The organism is Microcoleus sp. Pol17C6, assembly GCF_036701145.1.
Taxonomy (GTDB): domain Bacteria; phylum Cyanobacteriota; class Cyanobacteriia; order Cyanobacteriales; family Microcoleaceae; genus Microcoleus.
In genome coordinates this window covers 79,784-94,706 of sequence record NZ_JAUBQH010000022.1, presented here as the reverse complement: position 1 = coordinate 94,706, position 14,923 = coordinate 79,784, and the positions used below count along the sequence as shown (strand labels likewise).

The window sequence follows — 14,923 nt, the reverse complement described above, 5'->3', positions numbered from 1 at the left end:
TTGAGCGAATGTAGAACTCATATTGGATACTCCATTAAGGGCATTATTAGTAGATACACCCCGGAGTTATCTCATCAGGCTTAATTGATTATATCTTAACACCCAATTTGGAAATGGTGTCATTTTTAAAATTTTTTTATTGATTTATTTTGCTCGGCATTGGCCTTTTGCCTCTTGACTAAAGTGTAAATTGGAGCCTCTATCTATGGGAATAGATCGCAATATTAATCGGGAATATTGAAAGAAATCTAGGTTCTATTATCCAATTTTTTTTGACCTTATTTTGCTAATAGTAGCCTGCATTGAGGGATGCGGAAATAGGGGAGGTAATTCACCTCCGAATAACTCCTCTTATATTTAGTAGTTCTTATTGGAGTGTGAGAATTTATCTATAGGCACAAGGCACTAGAGTTTCCCTAGCTGTATTTCATCCAAGGGAAAACTGAATTATGTAGATTTTAAAAAATTCTATATGCTTTGAAGCTGCTAGGTTGGCGGTACACCCAAATACTGATTACCAGGACGTTTGGTCGCATTTACTAACAGTCAAAACGGTCTAATATTAAGTGGAACCCATCGCGGGAAATCAATTGGTTTATGGGATGCTACCGACACTGTGAGGACTGCCCACCTCACTACAAACATGATTCAAATTATTCAGCCCGAATTGATATGATTGCAAATTGAGTCAGATTAAATCGTTGATTTCGATCGCGCCTGCCTCCCTAATTACAATTGTATTCGAGTCCAGTCGCCCTCGGTACGTTCCACACCCTCCATTAAATCACTCTCTTTAATTAGCAAACAGTCGATCGCGCCCACCGCCGTTGCTGAGTGTATCACTATATTGACCGGCATAACACGAACCAAGTCCGCTGTTTTTACTCAGGGAACTATGGGATTTTGGCAATTGACTTTTGTAGGGTTCGAGGTGATCTGAACTGAGGATAACAAAGCCTAATTGCAGTTGGTTCGAGCTGCCCTCAGAAGTTGTGCGAGTTTTGTCAATCTCTCTAAGGATAGAGGCATATTTTTGAAGTGCCGAGGTAATTTTCTCGATGCAGTCAGATTCCCCCGCCAAAATTCTGGAAACAAAATATCCACCTTCATTGATGCTGGAGTCCTTGACTACAAAGCTTTGGGATAGGGGATTTGCGTATTCCAAGGGGGGAGTCGTTTCCCTTAAAGAAGTGAACATATTCTGTCCTCTAAAAGGCCGTTTAGTGGTAGATACAGCCTTGGATTCAGAGCTTCTGAAACTGCCAGCGACCTTGTTTATTTCGCTCATTCTTATTTCACCTATCTATCAGTTTGCCCTATTTCCGCAGCACTGCCATCCGCGATCGCACGGAATTTATATTCTGCGTGTTTTCCCTTACTTCCGCCAAACGCGCAATTACCGATCGATCCGATATCCTATCCGTGATACCACTTTCAAAAAAGAATCCAACTGTCAGCCGGTGCTTCAAACCTCGATAGTCTTCAGTCATTCCCCCATCTAAAATCTAAAATCTAAGAGGGTATGACACTTAGTAGATTGGCCTCGCAACTGTACCGATCAAGATTCTGTGGAAGATGGCGGTTTTTTCCCTGCATTGCGAATATTAATAATCTTGTTGAGCGCCTCAAACCAAAAACCAGCCCCCATAGAAATAGCTACACCGCTCAATATCCAACCAAACAATTTTTCCATCAAAGCCGGCCACAATAAATTCCTCTGTTTATCTCGTTTTAAGCTATTCTGTTCGCTCCATCCCAAAGGCAGAGGTACATTATTATCCAAAGCTCGATTGACATCCTGTTGAACTTTTGTCAGACTGGTTAAATTATTTGATTTAGTCTTAGCATTATTTACCACCAACTGCTCAGCGTACAAATTAACAGTCGATCGCAACATCGAATCCTTCGACAACCGATTAATAATATGAATGGTATCAGCATTAGCAGCGACAGCGATCGCAGTTCCGAGCAAAATCGCTACCCCTCTAGCATTCCGCTTGTAAACACCAGAAGCACGCTCCATCGATTGGTCAAACCAAATTTCAATTTCTTTCTGAAACCGCTGCAACTGCTCTTGAGTATCTCCCCCGCCTTTTTCAGCGCGCTGCGCTAAAATATAAAGGCTGCGTTTCAAAGATTCTGGCATACTGTCCAAGGTATCTTGAATTTGTTGATAAATCGGACTCTCCTCTTTGATCTCCATCATTTCTGCTACCGTATCTTGACTTTTTTTAACAGTATTTAACAGATTGCTGAAACTAGGTTGTAGTTGCCCTAGCAGCGCCACCCGCTCATTTCTGCTGTCAAAACGAGCCTTCACAAATGCCATCTGCCTCTGAAATTCTCTCCCTCCCAGCTCTGTTTCTGGTAGATAAACCTGAGAATCCTTAATATAAAATCCTAGCTTTTCAGACATCCGATTTAAGCTGTTGCTCAAACTTGCTAAATTGTTTTGATAATCTTCAACCACTCGATTGAACTCCGCAGTCAGCCACCTAAATTCTTGCTCAATAATCGGTTTAGTAGCATCCGGCAAACTCAGATTTCGTCCAATCTCTTGAATTTGTGCTAATTGTAAATCTTTAAATCTTTCCAATCGGGTTTTAGAAATAGAACTGAGCAAACTAGAAACCTTTAAAGTCTCCAAAAGGCTAGCCGAAAAACACTCGGCTGGAATATAAGAAGGCCCACTGGATTTATTGCCGAAAACATTTTTAGTACCCGTAACTCCGTGGTACAAATCCCCCATGCGGTGCGTAACAGAGCGGAATCCCTCTGATACAAGCCCTTTCGCTCCCTGATTCAAATCCTTGATAATCGGATTGGCGTAAATCGAATGAGCCAAGTGTCCAACTCTCTTAAGTTGCAGGGGATCTTTCGCGCCTTCGCTGCCTCCAGAAATTAGCACTTCGATCGACTTCTTTAAATGTTCCGCCCGCCACTGCCAAACAGTAGCAATCAGTTCCTGAATTTCCGAAGCTAGCAAGCTTAAAGTCAGGTAGATAAAGACTAAGCCAATGATAATATCTATAATTACAGGCAAGTTCATGGTATTTTCCTAGTCACAAATAACTGCTGTCTAAGTTTACCCTCAGTTTGGGACGCTCAAAACTCTCTTAACTTATGTCAGAAATCTTTCCATTCCTGGGCCGCAAACTGAAAAATCGCTGGAATGACAGCTTTACAGACAAAGTGTGGATGCTGGCTTTTCTGTTGGCTGCAGTGCTGATTTTCGGGCTGAATCTGGGCGGCGTGGCGTTGCGGGATTGGGATGAAGGCATTGCAGCGCAGGTAAGCCGCGAAATTTGGCGCGGCAAGTTAAATTGGCTGTATCCGACGATCGACTCTATGCCTTATTTGAACAAACCGCCGCTGGTACACTGGCTAATCGGGCTGTGTTTTACCGTCGGCGGTGTCAGCGAATTGACGGCAAGGTTGGTACCGGCGATGCTGACAGCCACTTCAGTGCCCTTGCTTTACGCCATTGGCAGGGAGTTGTTTCCTCCGCGTTCGATATCCATTTTTTCTGCCCTCGTTTATCTGACGCTGTTACCGGTGGTGCGGCATGGACGTTTGGCGATGTTGGATGGAGCAGTTTTGTGTTTTTTGCTGGGGGCGATGTGGTGTTTGCTACGATCGCGCCGGGATTTGCGCTACGCTTTGGGCGCGGGGATTGGGTTCGGACTCATCTGCCTGACTAAGGGCGTCATGTTGGGGCTGCTGCTGGCTGGGATGGGCTGTATTTTTTTGGTTTGGGATACCCCGCGACTCCTCACTTCTGGGTATCTTTGGGGCGGATTGGCGATCGGAACATTGCCAGTAGCTGCTTGGTATTTTGCCCAATGGCTGCACTACGGCCAATATTTCATCAACACTAATTTAGTTAACGAATCTTTCCGGCGCATTTCGGAACCTGTGAGCAGTCACAGAGGCCCGCCTTGGTATTATCTTTTAGAAATTTTCAAATTAGCTTTGCCGTGGCAGTTATTTTGGCTACAAGGGCTGCGTCTGAGTTGGGAAAATCGCAGTTTTGCCGGGCCAAAATTAGTATTGGTTTGGACTGGAGTATATCTGCTGGCTATTTCTGTGATGACTACTAAATTGCCGTGGTATGTTTTGCCAATTTATCCAGCTTTTGCTCTTGCCGTTGGCAGTTATCTTGCTGAAGTTTGGGAGCAACTGTGGCTGCCGCCAGAGCCGGTCAAAGAGGAAGCAGAAGAACGTTTTGATGCTATTTGTTTGTTGCCTCATCCCGCGATTTTGGCAATGCTGGGTGTAGTTGCTGTCGTCGGTTGCGTGTACTTCAGTGGCTGGGTAAGGATCGGGGGACAAATTGCGCCTCCAGAGCGAGATTTGCAGTTAATGCTGATGTTTGTAGCTTTGACAATGACAATGGCGGCCGTGTTGCTGCACCGCAAAGACCGGCAGTTTATATTAGTTTTAATTTGGGGAACTTACCTGACGCTGTTGGTATTGGTGGCTTCAGATAACTGGGTTTGGGAACTGGCGGAGGATTATCCTGTTAAGCCGATCGCCGAAATTGTCCGCACAGGAACTCCGGCGGGTCAACCAGTGTTTACTTCTCACCGCTTGGGCCGTCCATCGCTGAATTTTTATAGTCAACGCCAAGTTATTGTCGCCGACGCGCCGACGCTCAAACAGAAATGGCAAACTCTTCCTCAACCTTATTTTCTGTTAGAAAAACCAGTTTTAAAACATTTAGGTTTGCAGAATGCTGAGATTGTCAAAACAGCGGAGGATTGGGTTTTGGTAACTCGAAAATAAGCGATCGTGTGTGTCCAAATTATCGTAGAGGCGAGTTTCACCAATCCTCTATGTCGGAAACCAACAATATAATAAACCCGCCCCGATTATGGGGCTTTTTTTGTGCTTGCTAATTCTTCGCAACTAGGATTGATTGCACAAATTTGAGTTGTAAAAGTTTGTCTTTGGAGTTTTCCAGAGGTTGAAAATTTAGAGCTTTTGGCACTACAGAAGGCTCTGATTTTTGAATTTCTGTTTGCGGTGTCGGGGGGGGTCGAAGCCTCCTTCGATTCCGCATTAATAGAAGACTTCGACACACTTTGTCTTAGCTATGTATTTCTAGCAAGTGACAAGTTAACTTGCTAGACAGTACCGTAACCCTTCGGCTGGGGGATAGGACGATGCCTTAAGGACGTTCACTCTATGCGGTAGAGGCGTCCCCCAAAATTAGACTATTAGAAATCTAGTCTTTTGTCAACAGCTATTTATGGTTTCCCTTAAACTGTCGCATTAATAGAAGACTTCCACTAATTTTGTTTTAGCGTTTCCATTCAATTAGTTTCCCCAACGAGTGGGGAGTCGGTCTGCGGTGGAAAAATATCAAAGCCGACTGTAGTTCGTTTCCATTCAATTAGTTTCCCCAACGAGTGGGGAGCCTGCTACGATCGTGCTACCACACGCGAAAGCAGAGTTTCCATTCAATTAGTTTCCCCAACGAGTGGGGAGATGGTGACTTACATAAAAACGCGAACCCTTAACGACTTGTTTCCATTCAATTAGTTTCCCCAACGAGTGGGGAGGTTTATCGCGACATTCTCCTGGTGATTTAGTAATTTTGGCACAGTTTCCATTCAATTAGTTTCCCCAACGAGTGGGGAGGTTAAAACTCTCAACTGTAATTTAGCTACCGCTGACACGGCTAATGGGTTTCCATTCAATTAGTTTCCCCAACGAGTAGGGAGGATTGCAGGATATCTGGGATAGGAAGCTTACAATTTCGTTTCCATTCAATTAGTTTCCCCAACGAGTGGGGAGTGGAGAGGTGCAGGTATGGTGGCCAGAAAATATATCGTTTCCATTCAATGAGTTTCCCCAACAAGTGGGGAGGCTGAATGACGACGAGCCAAACCAATTCAACGATGTCCGCACGTTTCCATTCAATTAGTTTCCCCAACGAGTGGGGAGTTTACAGGAGCAACTGTGCGATTGCTGGGACTTTGACCAACTATTTCCATTCAATTAGTTTCCCCAACGAGTGGGGAGGGCAAAGACTGTCGGCGCTATGTGGGGCGTTCCAATCCTCAAGTTTGACATGAGAGCGTTTCCATTCAATTAGTTTCCCCAACGAGTGGGGAGCCTAAGAAAAAAATGGATTGCTGTGACTGCAACACGATTGCGTTTCCATTCAATTAGTTTCCCCAACGAGTGGGGAGACTACCAAGACAAAGGATTCATCTGCATCGGTATCACCAATCAGTTTCCATTCAATTAGTTTCCCCAACGAGTGGGGAGGTACACACCCAAAAATCCCTAGACAGCCTAACCTGGAACGAAATGTTTCCATTCAATTAGTTGCCCCAACGAGTGGGGAGTCAAAATTGAAAAATGGGCAAATGTGTTGTTTATTGTTTGCGTTTCCATTCAATTAGTTTCCCCAACGAGTGGGGAGAACTAATATTTCACCTGGAGTCTTGCTCCAATCTTTGAAGTTTCCATTCAATTAGTTTCCCCAACGAGTGGGGAGATAGTAGTAGTAGAAGGAGAGAAATGCGTAGATTAGTTTCCATTCAATTAGTTTCCCCAACGAGTGGGGAGGCTAAGAAAGGTTACACCCCGGCATTGGTTAAAATGTTTCCATTCAATTAGTTTCCCCAACGAGTGGGGAGGAGACTTAACCAAGGTATTGGCTGCATTTCTGTTGGCAATAGTTCTGGTTTCCATTCAATTAGTTTCCCCAACGAGTGGGGAGGGAGCCTGTCAGACCCGCGAAAACTTTTAGATTTCGATATTGACGTTTCCATTCAGTTAGTTTCCCCAACGAGTGGGGAGGCCATGCTACAAGAAGCTAGACAAAGCTTAGACGACAAACTTGTGTTTCCATTCAATTAGTTTCCCCAACGAGTGGGGAGGCCTCTATGATACACCCAAGACAGCGCAAGGTGTCTAGAGGCCATTTGCGAGGCTCAGATATTTCGCCCGGAACTTAAACCTGTGTTCGCTCAAAATAAACCCTGAAACCCTTACCCAGTAATGCTGCGAGGCTCGCGACGCAAAAAGGTCGTTTGAGTTAATTTACCGCCAGCCTCGCAGCATTAGCTAAATAATCACTTACCCAGGTGCTTTTGTCACCTGTGTTCCCACTCCCAAAACCTCCACCTCTCCCAAAGTATGGCGCGACACCGGATAAAACCGGATGCTGCAATATACAGCAATTTCCAGGTTTATGGAGTACGGTTACAAGGGTTGGTCAACCATTTTGGTAAGTGCTTGGGATTAAGGTGTACTTTATTTGCTGGGAATCTGCTGTATCAATTTTAGGTTGGAATGTTGTTAGGGGCGATCGCCCCTACTAATTCCTTATGCACTTTCGCCATCAAACTAGCTTCTTCAAGCGATGTAAATTCTTGTAACAAATCTGGTTTAGCAATAAAATTCATGCAGCTTAAAATCCGCTGTTTCCACTCATCTTTATTTTGAGTATCCCAAGCAGCAAAAACCTCTGATTCTTGTAAACCTTCTAGACGGTGAAAGCAATTATTGCGTTCTTTTTTAGCAACTTCCCAAACTGTTTTAATGTCTGGATGGTTTTGCCAATCAGGTCGAGCTTGTTTTAGCAACTCATAAAGTTGATCGCCATACAGTCCTAAACTGCGCCATTTTTGAAAGTTTTTTTGCAGATTTTCAGACAGTGCATTTAAGTAGTCCGGTAATTCTTGACAAATGGAAATCTTAATTTGAAGTCCATAGGTTGGATGTTGAACGATGTGAGAACGAAAACGCTTTTCCGCCCATTTAATAATCGAGCCTTCAGCAGCACGGAAGCTATGAAATAACGCATCAACCGTACTGCCTTGTTCCAAGCGAACCCAAGCGAGATAGATTGATTCATATCCTGACTGATACCACGGAAAATTATGGACTGGTAACAAATTGCGATCGGCTAAAATTTTCTTAAATTTTTGAAATTCAGCAAAATTCCACTGTTCACCTGCATCTAGTAAATCTTTGAGGCGTTTCTCTTTAGGGTTATTTGGAGCTATTTTTGTCAGCCCTAAAATATCCCGAACACCTGCATAGTCATGCCGCTCCAAAAGTGCGTTTGCCTCCTGTAGTTGAATAGCTCCGAGATAAGTAGAACGAGGTATCTTACGAGTTTCTAGATTATACTCATTACTAACTAAAAACTCGACATTGTTTCTAAACCGTGCCAAGGTGACAAACTGTACAGCCGATGAAATTGCTGGAGTTCCTGCTTGATGGCTAACATATACAGTCTTAATTTCTTCATTTTTGATTTCTTCACCATCAAACTTAAAAGTGCGTAGCTTTTCACGAACCAAGTCGAGAACGTAGTTCCAATCATCTAGTCCTTTATCCGCAGATGTCGGAGACAAAAAAACTGGTTTGCATTTTGCTTCGGGGAATTTATCCTGAAAATACCTCTTCAAAATTGGCTCCAACTTGCAGGTATCTTGCCAGTAAGCACATTTCGGTTTCCGTCTCGCTTTGTTATCCTTGAAAATCTCAGACTGATCTGTTAGTATAATCGCGATCGCATCTGGATGAGATATTTTGAACTCTCCCACAAAGTTATCTAGCAGAGGAAAGGTTAGATACGACCAAATTTCATCTTGTACATTCAAACTACTTGACTCATAAACCGTCCCCAAAACTCTGGCTTCAATCCGGTAAGACTCATCACTCTCATTATAAGATTGCTTGGGTACAAAAAGTATATCGTGGCACTCTTCCTTAATCGCCTCATCATACCATTCAAACCAAACTTTATGGCTTCTTTGCTTCTCAGTTAGGCCCTTTTCACGAATTATTTTCTCGCTCTCAAGTTGCACATCACTGCTACCGATTGTAAGAATCCAAATATTCATTCTTCCTCTCCTCCCCACAGTAGTTTAAATCCATCAGGTTGGGCATTCAGAAAATCCAAAAAATCATTTGACTCCCTTGAACCATCTGGAAATAGCGCGATCAGTTCCAAATAGCGAGGAGTTGGTTTAATAATCGGCTTTCGCGGATTTTCAGGATTATTTTTAACAACGATCAAAGGGTAAAGTCGATGCCAGATCAGACTAATTTGCCCAATTTTTCCTGTTACAGATGATTGATAAATTGAGCCTTCTCGCTGAATGCCTGGTATTTTTTGTTGGTAGGGTTCGTGAAACCAGCGCACGGCCGCACTTTCATCAGTATTGTCTGCAATTCTACCCCAAACCTGAACATTACTTGGATGCCAAGCTTCTCGCCAATCTTTTGCCCATTCAGTTTGTCGTAGCGGCTTGTTTTGAGATTGTATCCACTCTCTAGCTATTTGTCGGACTATCTCTAAAAATTCACCTACCTTTTCTAATCGGCTAACCTGCACATTTCGTGATTGTGTATTCTCTCCTAACCATTGCCAGTGACAACCAATCAATGGTTTGTAGTTATTTTCGTAATATTCTTCAAAAAATTTGCGGTGATCCACTCGCCGCCATGATTTACCAAATCCTCCCATAACCATTGCAAACTGCATTAACTTGCCAACCAACTTTTTCAGAAGAGATTCTTGTTCGGGGTCAGATAAGGGTTTAGCTAAAAACCAAATCAATTCTCCCTCAACTTTATAGGCAGGTTGAGCATACTTCCCAGAACCAAAAGATTTTATCTCTAATTTAGAAGCATGAAATTGGAACCCTAGCAACCCCACGGTAGCTTCTTTTTGCTGGATACCTCCAAACAAGTTCTGTACTAATTCTTCTGCGGTTTTACTATCTGTTAGACCGCCAAAAATCCTTAAGGCATGACCGCGCAGTGCAGATCGAAAAATGTTAGGACGAAACTCTCCCGTACCATCAATCCGTTTAGCAGCTTGTCCTTGTCCTTTGAGTTTTGCCCGATAAACAATCGGGTGAGAAGTTTTGGTAATTTGTCCGTAACCTGTAGAGACTTTTGAACCTAATCCGGCGGCGATGGCTGCTTCCCAAATTTGCCAAATTTGCTGCCACCGATCCGATGATAGCGGTTGAGAACAGGAGATAGCAAATCTTAGGGTCGGCTGGTAAAGAGAAACTTGAGCATATGCACTCTCCCCTCTTGGTTTCTCATCAGTATCGCGAGTCATAACTTGCCAGCCCTGTTGAGGATGAACTAAGTCTAGTAACCCTTGTGTCCAATCATTAGTAGGATAAGCGCCCTGAAACCGCAAAATCCCTGGTGTAATTTCAGACTCATCGCCACAATAATTATTACAGGTTCCTAGCGGTATATCACCTGCTTTTTCCGCTTGTTCGCAAGCTTGGCGAAACGCTCCTTTCATACTGCTACCAGGATAAAAGGGCATCCCTGAAGCACCGATTACAGGACGAAGCATTCCATCATCTTGCCCGCCATTGGTGACAAACCGCCAAGAGATTTGATAAGATTTTGCTCCGTAGGTCTCAGTCTGTACGTCTTGTGCATCTTCCGCAGAAATAAACTCAGCTTTGTCAGTCCATTCATCTGCCCACCTTTCAACATCTTGTTGCTCGCCTGCCCTTTTCTTCTCAGGGTCAAGATATTGCAGTTGCGATCGCCCCTGCACCTGTGCCCGAAACATCATGGGAATCTTTTTGTGTGCATTAGGAATCAATTTCATTGACGACCCTCCCGAACTTTATAGCGTTGCGTCCACCACACAAGACAATCGCACAATTGAGTCAAAACTGCGATCGCCACTCGCTGATCTTCCACAGGCAATGCCCAGAGACTTTCAGACATCGCCTGAATTTCTCTAGTCGGAATCTTGCCATTACTGTCAGGATGTAAAGGCTCGTTGGGAATTGTCACCCCTCCCTTCTCCATGATTGTTTCTAGAGCGTCCCAGGTTTCTTTCCAGAAAATTGATTTGTTTTCTTCTTTACCTTTAAGTCGCAAGTGTTCGCCCCAAAAGCGCTCTAACCCATAAGCTACAGCCATTCGCATATTATGGGACTGATTGAGGGATTTTGGATCGCGCTCCCGTGCGTTGAGCACTAGCTTTTGAGCAGCGCGATCGAGTTCGTAAGATTTCCAACCCATTACTGATAATCTCCTGAAAGCGATACAAGACAACGACCAAAACCAATTGATTCCAAACCGCCGAAATATAACTCTGATGAATTCTCATTTTCACCAAAGGGTTTCCAATCGGTTTGCTTCAACGCGATCGGAAATACTAAAATACTTCCTTCTGGCAAAGCTTCAGTATTGAAAAAAGCACCGCCATCAACTTTTTTTTCGTTGGGTTTTTCTTTCGATCCCAATTTGACGCGACTCTGGCGATACAGTGCCATATCGTGCAGCATCGCAATATCGTTATCGTGAACCACCACTAACTTATTAGCATCTAAATCCGTCGTCCCTGCGGGAATCCAAGCTGATAAATCCTCCTCATGCTCAATTTCAAGAAACCCTAGATTGAAAAAGAGAATTTTGCCTCGGTCTTTCATTGGCCGACCCTGTAAACCTTTCTGTGCCGTGTAGGGTTCAGGAATATCTGCTGTCACGCCTGCAATGCGTTTAAACCGTTTCAACAGTAGAGGGCAACTTACCCAAACTACAGGCTGGCCAGGACAGAACACCGGGAACCAAACCAGCGAAGCATATTCAAACTTCACAAGTGCTTCGGTTGTCCCGCCATCCGAACGACCATCAACGGCTTCATGTCCGTACCATAGTTGTTCTTCGCCCGGTTCCCTATCTCTCAAATCTGCGCGAAACCGTCCCCGAATAGAACTGCCTGGAATAATCCCTGTTTGCGTAAACTGATCGCGAAAAATCAGGTTGAGATTGCCAGTTTCTTCCCCTGCGGTTGCCCCAACATGGACAGGTGCAAGGGTTTCAATTACTCCGTAAGCTTTGCGGTACATTGCGGTAATCCTTGAATATCAATGGGTAAACACAAACCACACCCCAAATGTTTGAGGGGAAATCCTTCTTTTGGGAACCACTCATCTGGGAAATCCCACCAAGTAAGTTCGAGGGGATGTTTAAAAACATAAACGCTTCCTGCTGGAACGGCGTAGCGTCCCCGGCTGAGTCGCCCGGTTTTCTTGGCATCGTAGCGCGAGCCCTCACCTTCTGTTTCTTCCTCTTTCCTGGAATGACCGATGCGATAGCGGTAGGGCACTGGTTTATCGGTCAACATTTTGAGTCCTTGCCGAGGAAAACTGGGATGGTGAGGGTAACGGTAGGATAATTTATTCGACCCCCAGACTCCAGGTGCAATCAGAGCAAAGGCTTGTTGAATCTTATTTTTAGGGTTAAGTAATCGATTGATTTTGTGTTTTTCTGAGAGAAAGTGACTATCAATTTCCACCAGATGTCCTTCACCGCCCAATCGATACCACCCATTAGGTATTTCATAGTTAGAGAGATATACTAAGCAGTAATCTTCAGGAATCTGCACGGCGCTTTCTAAGAAAAGTCCGTTCTTTTCGACAACGTGACGCTCCTGGGCCTTGATTTTGGGATGCAGAAACGAGACAAATTCCCACGGTGCTTTGGCGATCGCTTTTCTTTCTCGCAGTTCTTGTGCGGGTAAATTCCAGGCATCAATCGACTGCCAACTATACTCGGGTTTCAAATCTTTGTTTTGGCGCTCCCATCGATGTTGACCCAGACACCATTTATCCTCATCTGCTTGAACAATCCCTGGCTCATCAGATTTCTTTTTCACAAAAACCCATTCATCATCCTCTTCTTCAGCAATTACTTGATGCCAAGGAATTGGCACGTAGAATTGTTTAGGTGTATCCTGTTTTGCCCAAAAAGGGCCTGAAATTACGAGGTTATCTCTAAGCTCTTGGTGACAAGCAAACTTCTGTTCGCGATTGGCATTCAAAAACAGTCCAGCGATCGCGGCGCTATCCGGTGGAAACTTACTACCCGATCGCCCGACTAGATTCTCTGGAGACAGAAAAGCTCCCGCACTGCCATACATGAATCCCAAAGGGGAAACCGTAATTAAATATTGGAATTTCGACATAGCTGCCATCCCACTTGAACAAGGTCATCGATCCAATTCACGATCGCAGAGTTAGAGTTATCCCCTGTCAAATCGCTCCATTTCCTTTCTTGCTTAAACTTCTCTCCAGCGTTATCGAAATATAAATTGAATATGACAAGAGCTAGTTCCTTGTTGATAGAAAGCTCTTCCATTTCTTGAAGTCGAATAGCATGACGTGCTTTTAGTTGCGCCCAATCGTTGTAGATGTGAGTCCAGTTTGGTTCTTCCCCCCAAGTTTTACCATCTCGATCGCGATAATTCCTCAACACATGAAGATAATTCCAAGGACAAGTCCAGTGCACAAATTGACCGCTGTTAAAAACTACTCGCATCGTAAGCCGATCGCGCCCTAAACTTTTTGCCCGTTTTTCCGCCTCCCGACAGTGCTGTAAAATATCTCGCTGTGGAACCTGATGCCCCGCCCAAACAAAACCTACACTATAGGTAAAATCTAGATTAAATTGCTGCTTAATTGTGTTTTGATGTTCTTTCCAGTGGTTTTCTAGGGTTAACAACCAATTCAAAGCCTCTATCGGTTTCACTTTCTCAGGTTTTTCTTGTGTATCAGTTTTCTCACTGTAAAGCACTCCGAGAAAGTCATCGCCACCAGCATAGATGACACGCCCCTTACCTTCAGGAAATAGATGTTTGTTATCCTGAAAATCTTTTCCCCACTGCCTCATTAACTCAGTGAAGCGTTTGAGGTCTTGTTCTTGCTTGTCTTTATCAATTTCAGGGCGCGTGGCAAGTTCTTTAAGCTTATCTCCAACCTTGTCGCCATCGCCCATAAACCAGCCTGTCCAATATCCGGCGTCTCGAAAAATATCCTTGAAGCCTTCATCCAATTCTTCCATGCCAATTTTTTTAGCAAGCTTGGGTAGAGTTACTAAACGCTTCACCAGTTCTGGAATACTTAACTTTTCACCCGGAGCAATAAACTTGCCGCTGCTGTCTTCCTGAAAGTATTGTTCCAGTTTTTCATCTGAGGGAATGGACTCTTTCGTTCGCTCTCTAGCTAGATGATTTCGAGAGTAAGGATCGTCCAAAATCCAAGCGAGGCGATGATAGAATTGTTTGAGTTGTCGTTGCTCATTTTCCGTGAGCGATCGCCCTGGTTCTTTTGACTCTTTACCTAGTTGATGCCATGCGATCGCATCTGTCCCAGTCAGACTCGAACTCTCACCCATCCAGTTGATAGCTGTCCAATCTCGCTTTAGCTTGCGAGTCTCCAAGTCATCCATTGCCTTTTTGATGGCTTCTTTTTCAGATTCACCGTATCCCCAAAAAATTTCCCAGGTATAGCTTCCCCATCGTTCCCACTCTCCTTTTTGTCTGCCTTTTTTATCTTCTGTTTGTGACCAGTAATATTGGTCTTTTGGGATGTCAAGATTGTCTTCTATCCACTCGCGGCAAACCTTTAAGATTTCTTGCCATTCTTTTAAGAGAGTATTTTGGACATCATTACGCTCAAATTTTCCCTTAATGAGAATTCGGTTTGGCATTCCTTCTTGTATAGTAGGCAATCCAGGGGAAATCACCTTAAGTCCTAAAGACTCTGCTTTTTGTACAAGCTTAAAACTCAAAAAAGATAAAATCAGCGAGGCCCCATACAAATCTCGGAGTTTGCGGGATTTCTCGATAAAGCCTTGAACCGGGGCAAAGGCGATCGCAGTGTATGCAGACATAAATTCAATTTTAAGGCGGGCAATGCCCACCTGAATGCTGCTGGTAGTGTTCCAAGTAGCTAACTGCTTAAGTTCTACTCAACTCAATATATCAGCCGAGCCAGCTTCATGTCTTCAGATTCACAATATTTATCAAACTTGTTGCGAAGCCTAAAAATCTGTAAATAACAGTCTCCCAACTTTTATATATTTTTATGTCAATATTTTATTTTACTTGACTTTTCAGCAACTT

At 43.9% G+C, this 14,923-nt stretch carries 10 protein-coding genes and 1 CRISPR repeat array; of the genes, 1 reads left to right on the top strand and 9 read right to left on the bottom strand.

Annotation, left to right across the window (positions count from 1 at the left end):
- Positions 1–793: 793 nt before the first annotated feature.
- From QUA25_RS13365 to QUA25_RS13355, 3 genes are all read right to left on the bottom strand, one after another.
- Positions 794–1,198 (bottom strand): DUF4347 domain-containing protein, encoded by a 405-nt coding sequence (locus tag QUA25_RS13365; RefSeq protein ID WP_333038482.1) that lies wholly within the window; start codon positions 1,196–1,198, stop codon positions 794–796.
- A gap of 118 nt (positions 1,199–1,316) precedes the next feature.
- Positions 1,317–1,490, bottom strand: coding sequence for a hypothetical protein (locus QUA25_RS13360; RefSeq protein WP_333038480.1), 174 nt, complete (start codon positions 1,488–1,490; stop codon positions 1,317–1,319).
- Positions 1,491–1,558: 68 nt separating this feature from the next.
- Entirely contained in the window at positions 1,559–3,049 is a 1,491-nt protein-coding gene (locus QUA25_RS13355; RefSeq protein WP_333038478.1) for a hypothetical protein, read from the bottom strand.
- A 74-nt stretch (positions 3,050–3,123) separates the two neighbouring features.
- On the opposite strand from QUA25_RS13355, the gene QUA25_RS13350 reads away from it, so the two are divergent.
- The gene (locus tag QUA25_RS13350; protein WP_333038476.1) at positions 3,124–4,785 is read left to right on the top strand and encodes a glycosyltransferase family 39 protein; all 1,662 of its coding nucleotides are present in this window, start codon (positions 3,124–3,126) and stop codon (positions 4,783–4,785) included.
- A 522-nt stretch (positions 4,786–5,307) separates the two neighbouring features.
- Positions 5,308–6,893: a CRISPR direct-repeat array (repeat unit 36 nt; unit sequence GTTTCCATTCAATTAGTTTCCCCAACGAGTGGGGAG).
- A gap of 405 nt (positions 6,894–7,298) precedes the next feature.
- Here QUA25_RS13350 and QUA25_RS13345 read toward each other — a convergent pair.
- From QUA25_RS13345 to QUA25_RS13320, 6 genes are read right to left on the bottom strand one after another with little or no spacing between them, the layout of a single operon-like run.
- Positions 7,299–8,870, bottom strand: coding sequence for a hypothetical protein (locus tag QUA25_RS13345; RefSeq protein ID WP_333038475.1), 1,572 nt, complete (start codon positions 8,868–8,870; stop codon positions 7,299–7,301).
- The gene (locus QUA25_RS13340; protein ID WP_333038473.1) at positions 8,867–10,615 is read right to left on the bottom strand and encodes an RAMP superfamily protein; all 1,749 of its coding nucleotides are present in this window, start codon (positions 10,613–10,615) and stop codon (positions 8,867–8,869) included. The genes QUA25_RS13345 and QUA25_RS13340 overlap by 4 nt, the downstream gene beginning before the upstream one ends.
- Positions 10,612–11,037, bottom strand: a complete 426-nt coding sequence (locus QUA25_RS13335; RefSeq protein ID WP_006634503.1) for a hypothetical protein — start codon at positions 11,035–11,037, stop codon at positions 10,612–10,614. Before QUA25_RS13335 ends, QUA25_RS13340 begins: the two co-directional genes overlap by 4 nt.
- Positions 11,037–11,867, bottom strand: coding sequence for an RAMP superfamily CRISPR-associated protein (locus QUA25_RS13330; protein ID WP_333038472.1), 831 nt, complete (start codon positions 11,865–11,867; stop codon positions 11,037–11,039). The genes QUA25_RS13335 and QUA25_RS13330 overlap by 1 nt, the downstream gene beginning before the upstream one ends.
- Positions 11,843–12,985, bottom strand: a complete 1,143-nt coding sequence (locus tag QUA25_RS13325; RefSeq protein ID WP_333038470.1) for a type III-B CRISPR module-associated Cmr3 family protein — start codon at positions 12,983–12,985, stop codon at positions 11,843–11,845. The genes QUA25_RS13330 and QUA25_RS13325 overlap by 25 nt, the downstream gene beginning before the upstream one ends.
- Positions 12,964–14,691: a Cas10/Cmr2 second palm domain-containing protein gene (locus tag QUA25_RS13320; protein ID WP_333038469.1), complete on the bottom strand. Its 1,728-nt coding sequence runs from the start codon at positions 14,689–14,691 to the stop codon at positions 12,964–12,966. The genes QUA25_RS13325 and QUA25_RS13320 overlap by 22 nt, the downstream gene beginning before the upstream one ends.
- Positions 14,692–14,923 lie beyond the last annotated feature (232 nt).